17 protein-coding genes are annotated in these 19,743 nt (G+C 62.0%); 11 read left to right on the plus strand and 6 right to left on the minus strand.

Annotated features, from left to right (window positions below; all coding sequences use genetic code 11):
- Window positions 1–67: 67 nt before the first annotated feature.
- Genes OJ996_RS11460 through OJ996_RS11475 form a run of 4 tightly spaced genes read left to right on the plus strand, consistent with a single transcriptional unit; the run spans window position 68 to window position 4,138 of the window.
- A complete protein-coding gene (locus OJ996_RS11460; protein WP_264513720.1) occupies window positions 68–895 on the plus strand; it encodes a putative ATP-dependent zinc protease in 828 nt (275 codons plus the stop codon).
- Between the two features lie 18 nt (window positions 896–913).
- Complete coding sequence (locus tag OJ996_RS11465; protein WP_264513721.1) at window positions 914–2,449, plus strand: UUP1 family membrane protein; 1,536 nt, start codon at window positions 914–916, stop codon at window positions 2,447–2,449.
- Window positions 2,449–3,432, plus strand: coding sequence for an alpha-L-glutamate ligase-like protein (locus OJ996_RS11470; protein WP_264513722.1), 984 nt, complete (start codon window positions 2,449–2,451; stop codon window positions 3,430–3,432). Before OJ996_RS11465 ends, OJ996_RS11470 begins: the two co-directional genes overlap by 1 nt.
- 4 nt (window positions 3,433–3,436) lie before the next feature.
- A complete protein-coding gene (locus OJ996_RS11475) occupies window positions 3,437–4,138 on the plus strand; it encodes an ABC transporter ATP-binding protein (protein ID WP_264513723.1) in 702 nt (233 codons plus the stop codon).
- On the opposite strand, the gene OJ996_RS11480 is transcribed toward OJ996_RS11475, so the two are convergent.
- Complete coding sequence (locus OJ996_RS11480; RefSeq protein ID WP_264513724.1) at window positions 4,135–5,589, minus strand: inorganic phosphate transporter; 1,455 nt, start codon at window positions 5,587–5,589, stop codon at window positions 4,135–4,137. The two genes, OJ996_RS11475 and OJ996_RS11480, sit on opposite strands and share 4 nt — an antisense overlap.
- A gap of 10 nt (window positions 5,590–5,599) precedes the next feature.
- Window positions 5,600–6,226 (minus strand): DUF47 domain-containing protein, encoded by a 627-nt coding sequence (locus OJ996_RS11485; protein WP_264513725.1) that lies wholly within the window; start codon window positions 6,224–6,226, stop codon window positions 5,600–5,602.
- A gap of 177 nt (window positions 6,227–6,403) precedes the next feature.
- Here OJ996_RS11485 and pstB point away from each other — a divergent pair, with 177 nt between their 5' ends.
- The 3 genes from pstB (at window position 6,404) to OJ996_RS11500 (ending at window position 9,052) form a co-directional block, all read left to right on the plus strand.
- A complete protein-coding gene (pstB, locus tag OJ996_RS11490; protein WP_425605560.1) occupies window positions 6,404–7,213 on the plus strand; it encodes a phosphate ABC transporter ATP-binding protein PstB in 810 nt (269 codons plus the stop codon).
- Window positions 7,214–7,222: 9 nt separating this feature from the next.
- A complete protein-coding gene (gene phoU / locus OJ996_RS11495) occupies window positions 7,223–7,942 on the plus strand; it encodes a phosphate signaling complex protein PhoU (protein ID WP_264513727.1) in 720 nt (239 codons plus the stop codon).
- 495 nt (window positions 7,943–8,437) lie between these two features.
- Window positions 8,438–9,052 carry a LysE/ArgO family amino acid transporter gene (locus tag OJ996_RS11500; RefSeq protein WP_345783785.1) on the plus strand — a complete coding sequence of 205 codons (615 nt, stop codon included), beginning with the start codon at window positions 8,438–8,440 and terminating at the stop codon, window positions 9,050–9,052.
- Window positions 9,053–9,138: 86 nt separating this feature from the next.
- On the opposite strand, the gene OJ996_RS11505 is transcribed toward OJ996_RS11500, so the two are convergent.
- Both OJ996_RS11505 and OJ996_RS11510 read right to left on the minus strand, forming a co-directional pair.
- Window positions 9,139–9,852 (minus strand): hypothetical protein, encoded by a 714-nt coding sequence (locus OJ996_RS11505; protein WP_264513729.1) that lies wholly within the window; start codon window positions 9,850–9,852, stop codon window positions 9,139–9,141.
- 128 nt (window positions 9,853–9,980) lie between these two features.
- Window positions 9,981–10,844 carry a DMT family transporter gene (locus OJ996_RS11510; protein WP_425605559.1) on the minus strand — a complete coding sequence of 288 codons (864 nt, stop codon included), beginning with the start codon at window positions 10,842–10,844 and terminating at the stop codon, window positions 9,981–9,983.
- 795 nt (window positions 10,845–11,639) lie between these two features.
- Between OJ996_RS11510 and OJ996_RS11515 the strand changes: the two genes are divergently transcribed.
- The gene (locus OJ996_RS11515; RefSeq protein WP_345783786.1) at window positions 11,640–11,930 is read left to right on the plus strand and encodes a DUF3892 domain-containing protein; all 291 of its coding nucleotides are present in this window, start codon (window positions 11,640–11,642) and stop codon (window positions 11,928–11,930) included.
- A 240-nt stretch (window positions 11,931–12,170) separates the two neighbouring features.
- Here the strand turns inward: OJ996_RS11515 and OJ996_RS11520 are convergent, their stop codons facing one another.
- Entirely contained in the window at window positions 12,171–12,755 is a 585-nt protein-coding gene (locus OJ996_RS11520) for a hypothetical protein (protein WP_264513732.1), read from the minus strand.
- Between the two features lie 899 nt (window positions 12,756–13,654).
- The gene (locus OJ996_RS11525) at window positions 13,655–16,711 is read right to left on the minus strand and encodes an SNF2-related protein (protein ID WP_264513733.1); all 3,057 of its coding nucleotides are present in this window, start codon (window positions 16,709–16,711) and stop codon (window positions 13,655–13,657) included.
- A gap of 361 nt (window positions 16,712–17,072) precedes the next feature.
- Here OJ996_RS11525 and OJ996_RS11530 point away from each other — a divergent pair, with 361 nt between their 5' ends.
- From OJ996_RS11530 to OJ996_RS11540, 3 genes are all read left to right on the plus strand, one after another.
- Entirely contained in the window at window positions 17,073–17,663 is a 591-nt protein-coding gene (locus OJ996_RS11530; protein ID WP_264513734.1) for a DUF4339 domain-containing protein, read from the plus strand.
- Between the two features lie 218 nt (window positions 17,664–17,881).
- Entirely contained in the window at window positions 17,882–18,985 is a 1,104-nt protein-coding gene (gene aroC, locus OJ996_RS11535) for a chorismate synthase (protein ID WP_264513735.1), read from the plus strand.
- Complete coding sequence (locus OJ996_RS11540) at window positions 18,985–19,743, plus strand: hypothetical protein (RefSeq protein WP_264513736.1); 759 nt, start codon at window positions 18,985–18,987, stop codon at window positions 19,741–19,743. The genes aroC and OJ996_RS11540 overlap by 1 nt, the downstream gene beginning before the upstream one ends.

Raw genomic sequence — 19,743 nt, forward strand, 5'->3', positions numbered from 1 at the left:
CCGCTGCTTCCGTGTATTCGGGAATTCCGTTGCATTACCCAAGATCTGTTGCTGATAGTCGGCGCACGTGACCGCAGAAAGAAAAGCCCTTACGTCGTTCTTGCTGGCACTTTGTCTGCTGTCCCAGCCAGGGCAGGCCGCCACGAATGCGCCTGCCAAGCCCAAGCCGGCGGAGAAGGCAACCGAGAGCCCGGCGAAGGGCAAGGACGAAGCTCCCGCCAAACCCGCTGCTCCGGAGAAGGAGAAGGAAAAGCCGGCTCCGTCCAAACCCGCCGCGCCGGAAAAAGAGAAGTCCGCACCTGCCGACAACGGCAAGATGCAGGACGGCACCAAGCCTGCGGAGAAGCCGGACGCTACGGAGAAAGAGCCTGAGGAACCCTCGGCCGAATCCGAAGATGAAGCCGCCGCGGAGCGCGAGGAGGCAAATGGCGGGACCGCCGTTGCCAGGCCGGTCACTTCGGATCCGGTCCAAGTCTATGGCTGGCGCGAATGGGTTCACATCGGAAATCTGGAAATGAAGCTGGCCGCCAAGCTCGACACCGGAGCTTTGACCAGTTCGATCCATGCGGAGGAGAAAGAACTCTTCGAGCGGGATGGCAAGAAGTGGGTTCGCTTCATTGTGACGGATCCGGGCGAGAAAAATTCCCCGCGTACGCGCATCGAGGCTCCACTTGTGCGCATCGCCCATATCAAGGAGCCCGGCGGCAAGTCCGAGGCCCGCGAAGTGGTGCGGTTGAACTTCACGATCGGCGAGCGCAAGTTGCGTGCGGACTTCACCCTGAACAACCGCAGCAATATGCTCAGCCCCGTGCTAATCGGCCGGACCACGATCAAGGAAATCGGTTGGGTCGATCCTGGTCGTGCCTATTTGGCGGATCAGAAGATCATGCGCTGACTTTTCCCGCGGCTCCCCATGGCATCCCGCATCAAGCTGCTCCTCGTCGTCTTCATCCTCACGGCGATCGGCGGAGGCATCGCCGCCTATAAGAGCGTCAAGCTCGGCCTTCCAATCAGCGCCAGCGACAAGCCGCCGGAGTGGATGATCGAGGCCAAGCTCACCTTCATCGCCGATGGCGGGAAGGTCCGGGCCGAACTCTCGATTCCTTCGGCCGCCGTCGATGAAGGCTTGAGCCCCGAAGCCGGTTCCGTCGGCTACAATTATTACGTCGAGAAGGATCAGGGCGAGTATACCGCCGTCTGGACTTCCGAGAAGCAGAGCGAGAACCAAGCACTCTACTATCGCGTCAATTTCCCGGAGCGGAAAAAGAGTGGCGGCGAGCCTCTGACTCATCCGGGTGGAGGCTTCCCGGTGCCGGAGAATCCCGGTTTCTCCGGATCGATGGACGATGCCGCGAAACGCGTGATCCAACGCGCCAAGTCGGTATCTGCCGATCCAGATTCGCTTTTTGTCGGCCTTTTCCGCGAGATCACGGCGATCCAGACATCTCAGGAGATCGGTCTGCTGCGCGCCCGCTACGAGGATGAGTCGGGCAGGGGAGCGCTTACGGTGCTCGGCATTGATCTGCTGAACATGGCAGGCGTTCCTGCACGGATCGCCTACGGGGTGAAGTTGGAGGAGGCGCGTGGCGGCCAGCAACCGACCCGCTTGGTCGAATACTACGACGGAGCCTACTGGAAGGTCCGCGATCCGGATGATCCGGCATCCACGCTCGATCCCTCGAAGATCTTTGTTTGGCACCGCGGGGGCGACGCCTTGTTCGAAGTGACAGGCGGTGATGCCTCCCAGCTCTCCTTCACGGTCACCCGTGACTTCATCCGGCCCAACGAGCTCGCCAGCCTGCGGAACTCGCCTTTGTTGGTTTCCACCATCTTCGGTCTCCCGGCATCCGAGCGCGATGTCTTCCGCTATGTGGTGCTAATCCCGCTCGGCGCCTTCGTGGTCGTGGTGATGCGGAATCTCATCGGCATCGCCACGCTCGGCACCTTCATGCCGGTGCTGCTCGCCCTAGCTCTCCTGGAGATGAATCTGGAAAGTGGCTTGATCATGTTCACCGTGATCGTCGCCGCGGGCCTCTGGTTCCGCTTCCTGCTTTCGCGTCTGAACATGCTGGTGGTCCCGCGCGTGGCCGCCTGCGTGGTGATCGTCACCCTGCTCATGATGATCCTCAGCGTCGTCAGCTATCGCCTCGGCATGCTGGATGGACTTCGGATCACTCTGTTCCCGATGATCATCCTTGCTTGGACCATCGAGCGCATGTCGCTGATCTGGGAAGAGGAGGGCAAACGCAGCGCGCTCATGCAGGTCGGTGGATCGCTTCTCGTCGCCGTCATCGCTTTCGCTTTCATGAGCATCCGACAGGTAAAGTATCTCGCCTTTTACTTCCCCGAACTCCTGCTGGTGCTTTTGGCCCTGATCATCCTGATCGGCCGCTACACCGGCTACCGTCTCTCGGAGCTCTTCCGCTTCCGCGATTTCAAGGAGGTCTGATGAAACGCTGGTGGCACCGCTGGATCCGCACTCCCTCCGAGCTCCGCGCGATGGGTGTGGTGGGCATCAACATGCGCAACGCGCGCTTCTTGCTGCCGAACAATCCGCGCAGACTCTACGATCTCGTCGATAACAAGATCCGCACGAAACAGCTCGCGCTTGATCATGAAATGGCAGTGCCGGAGACCTATGGGGTGGTTCAGAGTCCGCACGATACCGCGGTGCTCGACCGCTTCCTAAAAGGGCGCGAATCGTTCGTGATCAAACCCGCGCGTGGGTCAGGGGGGAAGGGGGTCGTCGTTATCGTCGCACGGGAGGGCAACTGGTTCATCAAGCCTAGCGGCAACCGTCTTAGCCTCGATGAATTGAAGCACCACTGCTCCAACATCCTGGCCGGTCTTTTCAGTCTCGGTGGCAGGCGGGATGTCGCGCTGATCGAGTATCGGGTGCACCCGGCCAAAGTGCTCACCGAGATCAGCTTCCAAGGGGCTCCCGACATTCGCGTCGTCATGCTGCGCGGCTATCCCGTCATGGCCATGCTCCGCGCAGCCACACGGGAGTCCGACGGCCGTGCGAACCTGCACCAGGGAGCCATCGGCATCGGCATCGATCTCGCCAGCGGTCGTACGGTAAGAGCCGTACATCACGGCCATCCCATCGAGCGTCACCCCGATTTGAAAACTCCGGTCGTCGGCGTCCAGCTTCCCCATTGGGATGCGATCTTGGACATCGCCGTCACCTGCCACGAGATGACCGGCCTAGGCTACCTCGGCGTGGACATCATGATCGATGAAGATCTCGGTCCGCTCATGATCGAGGTCAATGCCCGGCCCGGCCTCGCCATCCAGCTCGCAAACGGCGTCGGCCTTCTGCGCCGCCTCGAACCCGCCATGGATCGCTCGAACAGCCATCCACTCGACACACGGGACGAGAAGATCCAATTTTCCCGCAAAGCATTCGCTGTCACTCTTCCTACCTCTTGAGCTCATGTCCGACTTCGTGATCCAAGCCACCAACCTGCACCGCAGCTACCGCATCGGGAAGAAGAGCATCGAGGTGCTGCATGGCATCGATCTCGCGATCAAACGGGGCGAGCGGATCTTCCTCTGCGGACCCAGCGGGGCGGGGAAGTCCACGCTGCTCTACACTTTGGCGGGTTTGGAAAGGCCGGAACAAGGGAGTATCCATATCGATGGCACGGATCTCTACTCGCTGGGGCCCAAGAAGCAGGCGGCTTTTCGTAACGCGAAGATCGGCTACATCTTCCAGAACTACATGCTGCTGCCGGAACTGACAGCGCTGGAGAACGTGCTCGTGCCCGGTGCAATCGGGGGTCATGACGCCTCGGAGGCTGCTCTGGCGGCACTCACGCGGGTCGGTCTCGCGGATCGCGCGGAGCATCTCCCGGCAGAGCTTTCCGGTGGTGAGCAGCAGCGGGTCGCGATTGCACGGGCCTTGGTGAATCATCCGCCGGTGCTCTTCGCGGATGAGCCGACCGGCAACTTGGACTCACGGAACAGCAAGGAGGTGATGGACCTGCTGCTCGGTTTAGCCGCTGAGAGTGGAACCACTTTGGTGGTCGTTACGCATGACGAGAATCTGGCCACGCGGGGTGACCGGCGTCTCGTAATCAAGGACGGCACGATCACCGAGGCCTCCAGTCTGGAGACGGGTCCGGTGCCCGCTTAGCCCGCGATCTTCAGCCAGAGCCACATAGTGCCGTAGGCCACGCCGCCGGCGGCAGGCAAGGTGAGCACCCAGGCGCCGAGAATCTTGCGCACGATCTTCATGTCGATCGCGCTGAAGCGCTTCGTGGCGCCCACTCCCATGATCGCCGTGGTGATGGCGTGAGTGGTGGAGACGGTCATGCCGAACTTTCCGGTGACAGCCAAGAGGGTAGCGGCGGTGGTCTCGGCTGCAAAGCCGTGGACGGGCTGTAGCTTCACCATCTTGTGTCCCATGGTCTTGATGATGCGCCAGCCACCGGCGGAGGTGCCGGCCGCCATGACAAGGGCACAGACGATTTTGATCCATGCGGGCACGTCCGGTGCGAGTTCTCGCACTTTGCTTGCCATCGCTGGCAGGGCGGGCTTACCCGCTTTCTCGGCGTGGTCGCCAGCCGCCGCGAGAGCTTTGGGCCACTCGGTGTATTTGACAGCAACCATCGGGCCGAGAATAGGAATCTTGGTCAGAATGCGGGCCTTCTCCTTCGCCACGTTGGCATCGTAGTCTTGCTGCACATCGGTGCGGGAACGGGCCGCGCCCTCCGCATCACCAAGATCCTCGTGGACCTCCGCGGCCAGGGAGAGGAAGGCTTCGCGGAATTCTCCGGAGCGCATCTTGAAGCCTTCGGTTTCGAGAGCGGCGGCGGTCTCCTGAGTATGCTTGCCGTCGATGACGGTGAGGAGCAGTTGCTCGGCAGCGGGGGTCTTCTCCATCTTCAGGAAGGAGAAAGCGGACGGGAGTTGCTCAAAAGAACCGGCGGTGGTGGCGGTAACCAAGGCGAGGGTAATGATACCCATCGTCTTCTGGGCATCGGCGAGGCCGTGGGCAAAGCCCATGTAGCTGGCGCTGAAGATCTGTGCCCGGCCGAAGAAGCGGTTCACCCACATCGGCCGCGCATTCCGCAGCAGCGCGTAGAGCAGGGTCATGATCAGGAAGCCGCCGACCAGGCCGATCACCGGCGAACCGATCATCGGGATGATGACCTTGTGATAGACGCCTTCCATCACCACCTTGCCGTCTTTCACCTTCTCCTGCGACCAGATGATCGCGTCCCAGTGGTTCTGGGCATTGGCGAGGGTCGCGCCGCAGAGGCCGCCGACCATGGCGTGAGTGGAGCTGGAGGGCAGGCCGAGCCACCAGGTGAGCAAATTCCAGACGATGCCGCCGAAGAGGGCGCAGATGATCGTCTGCGAGTTCACGAACTGCGAATCCACCAGGCCGGAGGACACCGTCTTCGCCACCGCGTGACCGACGAGCGCACCGATCAGGTTCGTGACGGCGGCCAGCATGATCGCCTGGCGCGGGGTCAGTACCTTGGTGGAAACCACGGTGGCGATGGAATTCGCCGTATCGTGGAAGCCGTTGATGAACTCGAAGGCAAGCGCGACGAGGATGACGACAAGGATGAGCGTCATGAGTGGCGCTTCAGGAGTTCTTGTAGGCGATCTGTTTGGCGACGTTGCCGACGTCGCGGCAGCGGTCGAAGACCTTTTCGAGGAGGTCGTAGAGGTTCGAGACGATCACCACGTGCAGGGTGTCGTATTTGCCGCTGTAGAGATCCCGGAGGCAGTCGAGCATCAGCTTGTCCGCGTCGCCCTCGATCTGCTGCATGCGGTCGTTCAGCTCCTTCATCTTCACGATGTCCATCCCCTTGCGGAGGGCTTGGATCATCTGGACGACGAGGCCGGTGGCCTCATCGAGCATGGCGGCGTGGCGGTTGAAGTCGGTGGTGGCGACCTTTTCCTGCGAGATCAGGTAGCGCTCGACGAACTTCTCGACAGTCTTCGGGATCTTGTAGAGGGCGGTGGAGAGGGCTTCGATGTCCTCGCGCTCGAGGGCGGTGACGAAGCTTTTCACCAGCAAGTCGCTGATTTCCTGAGTGATCGCCTTGTCCTTCTTGCGGACCTCGGCGAATTCCCCGAGGGAGGGAGCCTTCTCGTGGCGCAGGATGTGGGTCAGTCCCACGATGCTCTGGCGCGCCTCTTCGGCACTGGCGATCAGCAGGTCGAAAAAGCGGTCCTCTTTGCCGAACAGGCGTTGGATGGAGATCATGGGAAAGGTTTCCGGCGCGATATGTGGCGAAAACGTCACACGTGGCAAGCCGCACGGTTCGATTTCCTTGCCACAGTGCCTCCGGTCGCCCCGATCCGCGGGGCGGCGAGACCTTTACAAGCCGCCATGCCACTGGTAACCGAAGCCCCGCCGCGGAGACGGCAGACGCACGAGCCGATGACGCACGAAGCCCCCGCGACCCCTCCTGCCAGCCACCCGGCACCCGCGGGTATTCCGGCCATCCAAGTGAAGGGGGTCGATTTCTCCTACGGGGACAAGAAGGTTCTTAAGGACGTCTCGCTCGATATCCCGAGCAACGAGGTGGTCGCCTTCATCGGGCCCTCCGGCTGCGGGAAGACGACGCTGCTGCGCTGCTTCAACCGCATGAACGACCTGGTTCCCGGTGCGCGGGTGACCAAGGGCTCGATCATCATCGAGGGCGCGAACATCGCCGACAAGGCGATCGACCCGGTCCAACTCCGCCGCCATGTGGGGATGGTATTCCAGAAGTACAATCCTTTCCCGCGGAGCATCTACGACAACGTGGCCTACGGTCCGCGGACGCTGGGGGAGAAGAAGAAGTCCGCGCTGGACGAGGTGGTGGAGAAGTCGCTGCGCCGCGCCGCGCTGTGGGACGAGGTGAAGGACCGCCTGAATGACATCGCCACCGGGCTCTCCGGCGGCCAGCAGCAGCGCCTGTGTATCGCCCGCACCATGGCGGTGGATCCGGAGATCATCCTGATGGACGAGCCCTGCTCGGCGCTCGACCCGATCGCCACGGCGCACGTGGAGGACCTGATCCTGAGCCTGCGAGAGCACTACACGATCGTGATCGTGACGCACAACATGCAGCAGGCCACGCGGGTTTCGGACCGGACGGCTTTCTTTTACCTGGGGGAAGTGGTCGAATACGACACGACCCGGAAGATTTTCGAAAACCCCGTCCAGAAACGCACTCTCGACTACATCAGCGGCCGTTTCGGCTGATTTCCTCCCATGCACTCGGATACCCCACATATTTTGCGCGAATTCGATCAAGCCTTTGCCAGCCTCCGCAACGAGGTGATTTCCATGGCCGGCCAGGCCCGGCTGAACTTGGAACGCGCCATGCAGGGGCTGATGTCCCGCGACCTTGAGAAGTGCAAGGCGGCGATCGCCGATGACGACGAGGTGGACGAGGCCGAACTGCGGATCGACCGGATCGGTATGGAGACGCTGGTGCGCTTCCACCCGGTGGCGAGCGACCTGCGGCTGGTGATCACCTCGATGAAGGTGGCGGCGAACCTGGAGCGTGTCTCCGACCACGCCACGAACATCGCCAAGCGCGCCCGCAAGATGCTCGCCCGGCCGGAGTGCCCGGAGGTAACCTTCCTGGAGCCGCTCTACGCGCTGGCCGACCACCAGCTGCGCGACGCGCTTTCCGCCTACACGGATCGCAATGCCGAGCTGGGCCAATCGCTGCAACTGCGGGACAAGGATCTGGACAAGATGCACAAGCGGCTGATCGCTTCCTTCACCTCGCGCTTGGAAGAGGGCGGTGAGAAGGCGGAGGATTACCTGCATCTGGTTTTCGTGGCGCGTTCGCTGGAGCGGATCGGTGATCTGGCGAAGAACATCGGGGAGGACGCGGTCTTCCTCGATCAGGCGCGCGACATCCGCCACGACCGGCACGACAAGAGCAAGCCGCCCGTCTCGGACGAGATCCCGGCGGAGTAAGCGCTGCGGGCGGGCGGGAGCTGCAAGGGGGTAGGGCTGAAGGGATCGGCCTTGGGGAGAGGCGTGGGCGGAAAGGTCATGAAATGTCTGTCGTTTTGGAAAACTTAGGTGCGGCGGATGCGAGTTGTTAGGTGAGGATAGCAGAGCAGGCGGGGAGAGGGCAGGGGGAGAGTGCTTGCCGGCCGCAAATCGGAAATTTCCCCGTTCCGGATCAGGTCGCGGGGGATGGGAGTTTTTAACCGCGAATGGGCGCTAATGGACGCGAATGGGGAGAGCACGCGAGGGGAGATCTTAGCCGCGAAGAGGCGCAGAAGGCCCGAAAACCGGGAGCGGATGTTGGAGGCTGGTGGTGGGGAGGAAAGGGGAGTTTTTTAACCGCGAAAGGACGCAAAAGAGCGCGAAATTTGTAGAGCCTGTTGATGGGGCTGGATGATGCTGGATGGGCTTGCGGTCTGTTGTGGATTGGAGCATGGAGGCTGTGCTGCCGAGATCATGATGGATCTATCCAGCTTCATTGCGGGCCTGAGTATCGGGCTGAGTTTGATCGTGGCGATCGGGGCGCAGAATGTGTTCGTGCTGCGGCAGGGGTTGAGGGGCCGACATGTCTTTGCGGTGTGCCTGGCGTGTGCGCTGTCGGATGCGATCCTGATCGTGGTGGGGGTGACGAGTTTCGGGAAGGTGGCGGCGGTGTTGCCGTGGATCGATCCGGTGATGCGCTATGGCGGTGCGGCGTTTCTGATCTGGTACGGGGCGAAGAGCCTGCGCTCGGCCTTGCGGTCGAAGGAGGCGATGGCGGTGGAGGCCGCCGGCGGGCGGGAGGATGAGTTGGGGCGGACCTTGCTGGCCTGTCTGGCGATCACCTGGCTGAACCCGCACGTGTATCTGGATACGGTGGTGCTGCTGGGGACGGTCTCGACGCAGTTTGCGGGGTCGCGCGGGGCCTTCACGGCGGGGGCGGTGGCGGGCTCGTTCCTGTTCTTCTTCTCGCTTGGCTATGGGGCGACGCGCTTGCGGCCGCTGTTCGCGAAGCCCTCGGCGTGGCGGGTGCTGGAGGGAGTGATCGCGCTGGTGATGTGGGCGATCGCGGGGAAGTTGATCGCGAGCGTTTGAGAGGTGGGGGCGCGGGAGAAAAGATGTGGGGATCTTAGCCGCGAAAAGACGCAAAAAGCGCGAGAACCGGTAGAGAACTGCGGGCTCTAATCGGGACCGTATGAGTCGAGTGGCCACCGTAGGTCGAGATAGCCGATGAGGTAATCGAGGAAGCCGCTGAAGTCGGAAGCGATGGGGATGATTTCGGCTTCGGCGATGCAGTACCACGCAACTTCGCCCGATGAACTCAGGACGACGTCATCGCCGTTTCGTGCGTGGTAGAGGCAAATGGCGCTGGCCCATGGTTCCTGGGGAATGATGTCAGGGACGTCGGAAAGCATGCTGCCGAGGGTGTGCCATTCGCCCGGTTGAATGAAGTGCCCGGTACATTGGAAGTCCTCCCGCAGGCCGGGGAAGAGCGCGTAGAACTCGATGAGTGCTGCGCTGACGGCGCCGGCGATGCCGAGGGTATGGAGAGCGTCGGTTATCGCGGCTGCGACCTCCTCACGCAGGGCGGGGTAGCCGAGGTAGTAGCTCTCTCCGATGCCCTCGTCTTCCTTGTCGATCTCCGGGTGGTCGAGCTGAAGGTAGCTGCGGGATGAATAGGTGACGATGCCAGCGGGGTGGTAGGTCAGGAGCTTCTCCCGCAGGCGGGCCAAAGCAGGATCGGCGGGGAGGGGCAAATGTCCGGCGATGGCTCCGCGAAGTTCCTCTCCGTCGAGACCGAGAGTTGCTCGAGCCCATGGGCAAGCCGCGAGATCCGTAGGAATCTCAAGAATCGGGAAGGGATGGAGCAGGGGGATTTTCGGTGGGTCCGGCATGGGGACTTGGATGCGGGTTCTGGCAGGAGGCAGGATATGATCAAATCGATGGAATGGATAGGATCCAGTCTAGGAAGGCATTGGATGGTGAAGCTCACCATCCAATGCCTGTTGTTGATTCGGGTCTGTTAGGGTCGGGGGCGGACTTGGAAGACTAGGAGTAGTCCGGCGAGGATCGCGCCCATGCCTGCGATGGCGAGCGGGCGCATGGCGTTGTGGAGGACGAGATAGTCGAGGATCACGGTTACGACCGGGACGAGGTAGAAGAGGCTGGTGACATTGACGAGATTGCCGGTCTGGATGAGGCGGTAGAGCAGGAGTTGGGCGCCGACGGAGATGACCAAGCCCAGGTAGAGGAGGGGGAGGAGCGAGTGGATCCCGGGATCGAAGTGCAGCGGTTGGAAGGGGACGCAGCCCAAGTAGAGGAGGAGGGTGACCGCGTATTGGAGCGGCAGGACTTCGGCGGGGGCTTGCTTGATGCGTTTCTGGAGCATTGCCCCGGAGGTCATGCAGAGCAGGGCAGCCAGCGCGAAGGCAATGCCGGTGGCGGAGAGCTTGGCGAGGATCAGGCTCTGGTAGACGACGAGGATCAGCCCGGCCAAGGAGAGGGCGAGGCCCAATAGACGCCAGGAGGAGAAGCGCCGCTCGGTGATGAGCAGGGTGAGGATCGGCTGAATCCCGAGCAGGGTCGCCAGCAGGCCGGGGGTGATGCCATGGGCCATCGCCTGGAAGTAGCAGACCGAGTAGCCGCCGATCAGGAGGACGCCGGTCCCGGCGACCTGCCAACGCGTGCCCGCCGCCGGTAGCCAGCGTCTGCCGCGCAGGCCGATCAGGAGGAGGGCACCGAGCGCCATCGCATAGCGCAGGATCAGCACCGCGAAGACCGAGCCGTGATCGAGGGCCCAGCGGGTAAAGATTGCCGCGCTGCCCCAGAGCAGTACGAAGGTCGACATCGCGGCGAAGGCCGCCCATCGGGAAGACTTTGAATTCATGTTCTCAACTCACCTTTCTGCAGCCGGACAGCCCGGGTCGGCAGCAGGATGCGTGAGTGAATGCATGCGCACCCTAGCGAGGGATCATCATCCCATGCCGACCGGAGGCGCCAATCGGACTCAAGCGGTCCTGTCCGTGATTCGCATGGGCTTGCGCCCGCCTAATTTTATCAACACCGAGGCTCAGAGGCTCGGCGGCGGCGGGGACGAAAGGTGAAGCGTCTTATGCATTGAACGCCGGGTTTTTGCGTGGAGGGGGGCGGGGTGTCAAGGGTGGGGGGAGGCAGGTCGGCCGCACTTGGTATTGAGAACCGCGAATGGACGCTAATCGACGCGAATGGGATTCAAGCCTCCTGTCTTCCGGCCTTTCACCCATTCAGTATGGTTGGAAGCTTGCCTAGTTCCTTCAGGAGTTTGAGCCGTTTCGCTTCGATTGGTGGTCCAAACTAATTGTGTCAAATCAGCGCGCCTAAATCCGATCAATTTTTCACGATATGAGTCAATATGTCCCATGTGATTTACGATGACACCGGAATAGCGATATTCGTCGTGAAATTCTCCGAAACTAAAATCACAAGCATCTTTTAAAATATTAATTCATCCGCGGCTAAGTGAATTAGTTTCGAGTTTCTGGCAACTCTGATTTTTGAAATCTCAGCTCGCCTCAGGGGGCGGAATTCTTAAATTTATATCAACCTATTCATGGGTAATAATGCTTGGAACAATTATTGCGAAAGTGGTGCTCATCTAGAGGAGCAAGTCCTCTGGATCTCAAACCAAACCAATAAGGATCATATGGCCGCAAGGTTCCAAATCAGGTGTATCAACAAAGACGAAAGAAACAATCCCTACGAACGCATCACGCATGTAGGAGGATTCGACAATGGGGCTCGATGGAGAATCAGTCAACAAGACGCAATCCAAGGCATCGAGTCGGGGAAATGGGCGTTCTTCGTGAGCGCAAATAACCGCGAGGTGGATGTGATCGTCGGTAAAAGCCGCTACGGGAATAAGTATCTCAAAACAATTAGCGACGGCGATGAACCCAACAACCTGCTGAGTCTTCCTGAGTGTCCTGCTGTCTGAAGCACCACTGAGGCTATGCGCTCCCCCTACTGAACAGTTCCTGCCCATCCTTCGGGCAGGAACTCGTTTCCTCGTCTCTTCGAGCGCATGCCGCCAATCGAGATCAAACTGGTGATAGCGAAGTATAGTGTGCTCTCTCATTCTCACCGGCGTCCGCTATCTATATTACTCGGTTGCTAGGCCGGATCACCACAAAGAGGCGAAAGGTGCTGGTCCAATTTATTCGGCAACGTTAGCCAATTAATCAGGAGTTTTCGTCTTGGTTACGAAATCTTCTATAAAGTGCAGCCACTCGTCTCTGGTCGCTCCCTTCGTGAGTTTGTGCACCTTTCTCCACGTAAACAAAAGCACGATGGCATGAAACCCGCCCGCTTCGATGAGGTCCCGGATTGTGTTTTTGAGAGGTAATCTTGTATCGACCAAGCAAGAAATATTGTCGAGAAATTGCTTTTGCTGAGGGAGGGGGAGCGCTTCGTAATGCGCTTGGAGAGTATTATCAACGTCTCGAACCCCGTGCACCCATTTGTTCCGAATGGAGGCGAGTCCCGTGAAGAACTTGAGGAGCTCATTGGGTAGTAGCTCCAAATCCCTGACTAGCGACAGCTTGCTTGCTGCGCCGCCGTTATAAGTCAGCACACCTAGAAATGCCTCCATTTTTGGTTCATGGAAATGCTCGCGCAGAAGTGAATTTATTGCTGACTCCATCAGAGCCTGAAGCTTTACCACGAAAGCCCAGTCAGGCTCTTTCGCGAGCACTTTGAAAAATCCGGGATCAATGCCCATATCGCGCTCGAAATCCTCCATGTCGGAATTGAAGCGTTCCATGAGAACTTCCGAGTTCCATCTATCGTCCACGGTTTTAAAGGGGTAAGTGATAGCCCTAGAGGACGATCAGACTTCTAGGGCATGAAATAATGCCGGAGTAAGCACAGAGCTGAACGGGACTGCAAGTGCGGGGGAGCAGAGCAAAGCGGAAAAGCCGATGCCAGCAAAGAGCAGGTCAATGAGATTCCGAATTTTAAATTCCGCATTACATACATTGTAACAAGTTTTGATTCCGGGCTGCCAAGCCCGGAGGTGCGGGTTTCCGGGGCTTGGGAGATGGCGATTTCGGGGCTCGGGGGTTTGAGGGGTTTTGGGCACCGTGGCGGCCCCCCGGGACGCGGGTTGTTGGTGGTTGTGGTCCGGTGGCTTACGCGCACCGGCTAATGCGTGTCGTCCCGCTGGGACTTGGGAGCTTGGAGCTTGGAGCTGGGATGAGGCGTTGAGAACTGAAGGCTGCCGGGGTTGCTTCTGCGGGCCGGAGGCGCCGCGCTCCCGGGCGCTGGCGCGTTGTGCGGAGGTGGGTTGTGCGGAGGTGGGTTGTGCGGAGGTGGGTTGTGCGGAGGTGGGTTGTGCGGAGGTGGGTTGTGCGGAGGTGGGTTGTGCGGAGGTGGGTTGTGCGGAGGTGGGTTGTGCGGAGGTGGGTTGTTGGGGGCTTGGTTGGGCAGTTTTGTTTTGGGTTCGGGTGGTTGTTCGGGAAGCGGTGCGCCAGACGCCTGACCGTTCGGAGAACGGTCCCTGCCTTGGCTGGCGTGACCGGTTGGAGAGCGGTTCTGCCTGGGGTTCGGGTGGGTGTTGGGAGGAGGCACGCCATAAGCCTGACCGTTCGGAGAACGGTCCCTGCCTTGCCGTCCGGGAGGCGGGGCACCAGAAGCCGGATCGTGCGGAGGGCGGTCTCTGCCTTATTGGAGGAGGCTTTCGATGTCGGCGGCGGTCCAGTTCTTGGGGGCGCTGTCGGTGTCGGTTTCGCCGGTGGCGGCGTCGATGATGGCGCGTTTGGATTCCTGGAGACGGCGGACGCGTTCCTCGACGGTGTTCCGGGTAAGGAGTCGGTAAACGGTGACGGGCCGGGTCTGGCCGATGCGGTGGGCGCGGTCGGTGGCCTGGGCTTCGACGGCGGGATTCCACCACGGATCCATGTGGACGACGGCATCGGCGGCGGTGAGATTGAGGCCGTAGCCGCCGGCCTTAAGGCTGATGAGAAAGACGGCCGGGCCGGTGGCGGATTGGAAGGAATCGACGAGTTCTTGGCGCTTGCGGGTGCTGCCATCGATGCGGAAAAGCTGTGCGGGGCCGCAGGAAAGACGTTCCTGAATACGACGTAGATTCGTGGCGAATTGACTGAAAACCAATGTTTTCAATCCTAGTTCGGCGCGCTCCTCTAGCAGTGTCATCAAACGTTCGATTTTAACGGCTGATTGCTTTTCCTCCTTCTGGAGATCGAGGAGGCCGGGATCGACGCAAACTTGGCGGAGACGGAGGAGCAGGGTGAGGACGTGCATGCGGGCGGCCCCCTCCCCTTGCTTGTCGCGGATCCGCTCGACCTCCTCCAAGCCGGCGCGGGCGAGGCTGGCGTAGAGCTCGGCTTGGGAATCGGAGAGGTCCAGCCATTCGTCGATCTCCACCTTATCCGGCAGATCCTTCGCGACCTGCTCCTTGGTGCGGCGGAGGACGAAGGGCGAGGTGCGGAGGCGGAGGCGCTGGAGGAGCCCGGGCGGGGCCTGCCCTCCGGCGGCGGGTGTCTCGTAGCGCTCCTTGAAATCCGGGCGGCTGCCGAGGTAGCCCGGGGCGATGAAGCGGAAGATCGACCAAAGGTCCTGCATGCGGTTCTCCACCGGGGTGCCGCTGAGGGCGACGCGGCCGCGGGCCTTCAGCTTGAACATGGCCTTGCTGATCTCCGCCTCCGGATTCCGCAGGAGGCTGGCCTCGTCCGCGACGATGAGGCGGTAGTCCTGCTGGAGGTGGAAGGCGAGGTCCCGGAGCAAAGTTCCATAACTTGTGACAACAACGCGATCCCCCGTGATCTGGGTGCGGAGCTTGTCGCGGCCGCTGCCATGGAAAAGCAGGCTGGATAGGCCTGGGGCGAAGCGCTTCAACTCCGCGATCCAGTTCCCCAGCAAGGAGGTCGGCGCGACGACCAAGGTGGGGGCTGATTGGTCCGGCTCGGATTGATTGAAATGATTGATGGAAGCGATTGTTTGCAGGGTCTTTCCGAGGCCCATTTCATCGGCGAGGAGTGCCCCGCCAAGGCGATTCAAACGATCTGAAAGCCAGTTGGCACCGTGCTCTTGGTAGGGCCTGAGAGTGGCGTTTAAGCCGGTGTTTGAGATCGGGGGTATGCTGGAGTTTTCTTCGGAATCTTCCGAATTGATCGAGTGCGGGTTAAGTAGAATTTCACGGAGATTATGGAATAAGAGCGAAGATGCTCCAGAGAGCTGGAAAGCCTCGTCGGGACGAGCGATTCCGACCTCTTCGACAAGTGGCTGGACCAAGTCCTCGCAGGCGCGGCTGAGAACGAGGTCCGCGCCGCTGGAAAGCTTCACCGAGCGCTGTCCGCCGCGGAGCAAACGGCGCATCTCGGCCCCCGGAATGCGCTGGCCGCCGGTGGTCTGGAAGGACAATTCAAACAGGAGCGAATCCCCGCCGCCGGAGCGCTGCTGGATGTCCGGCCGGACGACATGGACCTTCGCCGAGGAGGTCTGGAAGCGGTCCCCTACCCTGACCTCCCAGAGGCTGCGGAGGAGCGGGAGGCCATCGGCGATGAGGGCGAGGATCTCGTCCTTCCCGCGGAGGCGGAAGCGCGAGGGATCGCCGGGGCTGGAGGGCTGGAAGCCGAGCGAGAGGAGGCGGTGGCGGGCGCGGGTCTCCGCGGCGGGATTCCGGGCCTGCAGGTGGCCATCCGGCGCGAGGCTGGGGAGACCGGGGAGCGGGAGCTCCGGCGGCGGGAGGCGGAGGGCGGCGAGGCCGGGGTAGCGGACCTTGAGGGTGGCCTCCACGACTTCGAGCGAGCCATCCAGATCCAGCTCGAAACCGGGCTCCGCGCCGGCGAGGCGGAGGGAGCCGAGCCAGCCAGGCTGGGGCGGCTCGAGCAGGTCCATCCAGGCATCGAAATTCGGCAGGAAGCGCTCGACCGGGAGGCCCAGGCGGCGGGTGCCGAGGAGCTGGGTGAGCTGGGCGGACCAGGCGGGATCCGCGGATGAGGCCGGGAGACGCTGGAGGGAGGTGAGGCCGAGGAAGGCCGGGGAATCGCCCCATGGCATGGCTTCGCGGGATTCGGTGGCGGCGAGCTCAAGGGTGACGCGGCCATTCTCCAAGCGGGAATCCGCGAGGCGGAGGGGCGGGCCGGGTTCTGGCTCGACGCGAAAGGCCCCCTTCCCGCCCTCCAGCTGGATGCGGGGGTGGCCGGCAACGAGATCGAGGAACTCGGGGATCTCGGCGTCGGTGAGGCGGAGGTAGATGGCGGGCTCGGAAAGGGCGGCCTTGCGGGCGGCGAGCCAGGCGGAGAGGAGCTGGTCCTGCGGGAGGATCTCGGACTTCGCGGGGGCGATGCGGACGGAGAGGCGGCGGGCGGGGAGCTCCGCGGCGAGGCGCGGGGAGAGGTGGATGGACCAGGCGCGGGGCTGGAGGGCGGGTGTGGGCTTGGAGGACGAGGTAGCGGTGGAAGACGGGGGCGAGACGCCCCCGCTCATTGTGGAGGCGAGGAGGACGGCGACGGCGTGGGCGCAGATGCCGCCGGTGGCGCGGTGATCGGGGCAGCCGCACTGGACGCGGACATCGCTGGGGCCGACGATCTTGACGGTGGGACGGAGGGTGAGGCGGCCTTCCTTGAGGGTGCCTTGGAGGACATCGCCGGCGGCGGATTTCTTGAGGCCGGTGACGAGGTCCACGAGGGACTTGCCGTCCTTGAAGGGTTTCCAGCCGGTGAGTCCCCTCACCCAGTCTTCCGTGATCTCCAGCATGTGCGGGGGGAGGCTAGCGGGAGAGGTGTGGGGTGGGAATGGCGAATGGGAGGGAGTTTGGAGGTTCAGCGCAGATGGACAGGACGAAGAGGATTGGGACCGGGATGGATAGGATGAATGGGATAAGAGGGATTGAGGGGGCTCTTGGTCTGCGGGAAAGATCGGTTGGCGAAGGGGATTGCGATTTGAGGGGTGGAGGCGAGCAGCCTGAAGGACGAGAGTCCTTCAGCTACAATGAGGATGTGTTGGGGACGATAGATTGACAGTGGCGGGGCGTAAGGGGCATAAGAATCCTGATATTCCGGGCGTCTCCGACTCAAGGGAGGCGTGCGTTTGCGAACCCGAACCCAAGCCCCCTGTCATGTACTATGTGTCGATCGAGGATGAGGTGAGCGGCCCCTTTACGGTGGAAGAGCTCGGACAGCTTATCGCGGAGCATAAGATCACGCCGCATACGATGGCGGTGATGGAGGGATATGAGGATTGGAAGCCGCTGGGGAAGCTTATCCATATCCAAGGGGAGGAGCAGCCGCATGTGACGAAGGATGTGAAGCACGGGAAGAAATGTCCTTTCTGCGGCGGGAAGGATTTGAAGACAGCGACGAGGGATTTCTATTCCACGGGGTTCTCGCGGGTATTCGCGCCGAAGGTGTGCAACTATTGTCAGGCGATATGGACACCGCAGATCGAGACCTCGACGGCGTTTCTTATCGTGGCGGTGGGGCTTATCGGGATCGTGGCGGCGATGATGGTGATGGGGCCGCATATTTCCCATGTGGTGGGGTGGAGGGATACGGCGCCGAAATCGATCGGTGATGTGGCGGCGGCGAACTGGGTGATCGGCGGTGTTATTCTCGTGGTGGGGGCGACGGCGGTGAGGAAGGGGCTGCGGTATCTGATGTCCGCGAAGGCGCGGGCGTTCCGGGTGCTGAGGCATCCGCAGAGGATTTAAGGTTGATGGTGTGTATCGAGTGATGTGGCCGCTCCTGTTCTTCGGTGGCGATTGTTCTCAACCGCGAAAATCGCGAAAGGGCGCGAAATATTAACAGCCTCGGGATTTCGTCGGGAGGAGCTACCCGGTTCAGTGTGAGGAATCGGATGGCCTCCAAGATCTGAGATTTTGGACGGGTCCGCGCTTGGCGGGCGGAGCGGGGTTTCTACAGTGCGCGCATGTCATCGACTTTCGGCCACGCGTTCCGCATCCACACCTTCGGGGAATCTCATGGAGGCGGTGTGGGCGTGGTGATCGATGGGGTGCCGCCGCGGGTGAAGGTGACGGCGGAGGACATTCAGGTGGAGCTCGACCGGCGGAGGCCGGGGCAGAGCGAGATCGTGACCCCGCGGAAGGAAGCGGACCGGGCGGAGATCCTCTCGGGCGTGGTGGACGGGGTGACGCTGGGCACGCCGATCGCGGTGGTGGTGCGGAACGAGGACCAGCGGCCCGGGGCCTATGAGGAGATGGCGGTGAAGTATCGCCCCTCCCACGCGGACTATACCTACGATGCGAAGTACGGGGTGCGGGCGCTTTCCGGCGGCGGGCGGGCTTCGGCGCGCGAGACGATCGGGCGGGTGGCGGCGGCGGCGGTGGCGAAGAAGGTGCTGGATCAACTGGCGCCGGGAATCGAGGTGCTGGCCTGGGTGAAATCGATTCACGACCTGAATGCGACGGTGGATGCGGAGACGGTGACTTTTGACGAGATCGAGGGGAACATCGTGCGGACCGGTGATGCGGCGATGGTGGAGCCGATGATCGAGCGGATCAAAGCGGTGCGTGCCGAGGGGAATTCGGTGGGCGGCGTGGTGGAGTGCGTGATCCGGAATTGTCCGCCGGGGCTGGGCGAGCCGGTTTTCGACAAGCTGGAGGCGGAGTTGGCGAAGGCGATGCTCTCGCTGCCGGCGACGAAGGGCTTCGAGATCGGATCTGGCTTCGCGGGGACGCTTCTAACAGGCCGCGAGCACAACGACCCCTTCCGGATGGTGGAGGGCAAGGTGCGGACGACGAGCAACCGCTCCGGCGGGATTCAGGGCGGGATTTCCAATGGCGAGAACATCGTGTTCCGCGTGGCCTTCAAGCCGACGGCGACGATCATGACGTCGCAGGAGACGGTGACGAATACCGGCGAGAATACGGAGCTGGCTGGGCGGGGCCGCCATGATGCCTGCGTGCTGCCGCGCGCGGTGCCGATGGTGGAAGCGATGGCGGTGCTGGTGCTGTGCGATCACCTGCTGCGGCAGCGCGGGCAGGTGGGCGGATTCCCTGCGCCGGAGGAGTGATGAAGGAGATTCTGGCGGCGCTGGATCTGGATGCGATTCCCCAGCTGAGCTTGGGGACGGCGGGGCTATTGATCTTCGCGGCGTGTGCGGTGCTGGCGGTGCTGCGGGGATTCCTGCGGATGCTGACGGGATCCTTGGTGCTGTGTGCGAGCGGGTATGCGGGCTACCTGGTGTGGCGGCATGCGCCGGGTCTGCCGATGGTGGTGCCGGTGGTCGCGGGGTTGGTGGCATTTCTGGCGCTGCGGTGGGTGCTGCGTTCCGCGACGCGGCCTTTCAGCGGTGGGGATGGCGAAAGGCCCTCGATGATGAGGCGGGGCTGGACGCTGCTCTTCAGCTTGGTGCCGACCTCGCTGCTGTGGTTCACGGGGGTGACACTGGTGCGCAATGCTGGATCGGTGGCGGAGATCCGGAGCTTCGTGGACGGGAAGGATCCGGAAGCGCGGTCGGCCTTCCTGGCGGAGCTGAAGGGGGCGATCGACCGCTCGCTGCCGGTGGATTGGTTCAAGACGATCGATCCGCTGGCGGACGAGGCGCGGGTGACGCTGGCGAAGTTGATCGCGCTGGGGGATTCCGACGCGCCGCCGAAGGCGATTCCGGTGATGGAGGAGCCGGAGATTCGGAAGCTGATCGAGGGGGATGCGAAGCTGCGGGAGCTGGCGCGGACGAAGCGTTATGCGGATATCCTGCGGGATCCGCGGCTGGATCACGTGATGGCAGATCCGGATCTGCGGCGGATGCTGGCGGATCTGGATTTGTAA

This window comes from Luteolibacter rhizosphaerae, from assembly GCF_025950095.1.
In the GTDB taxonomy this organism is placed as follows: domain Bacteria; phylum Verrucomicrobiota; class Verrucomicrobiia; order Verrucomicrobiales; family Akkermansiaceae; genus Haloferula; species Haloferula rhizosphaerae.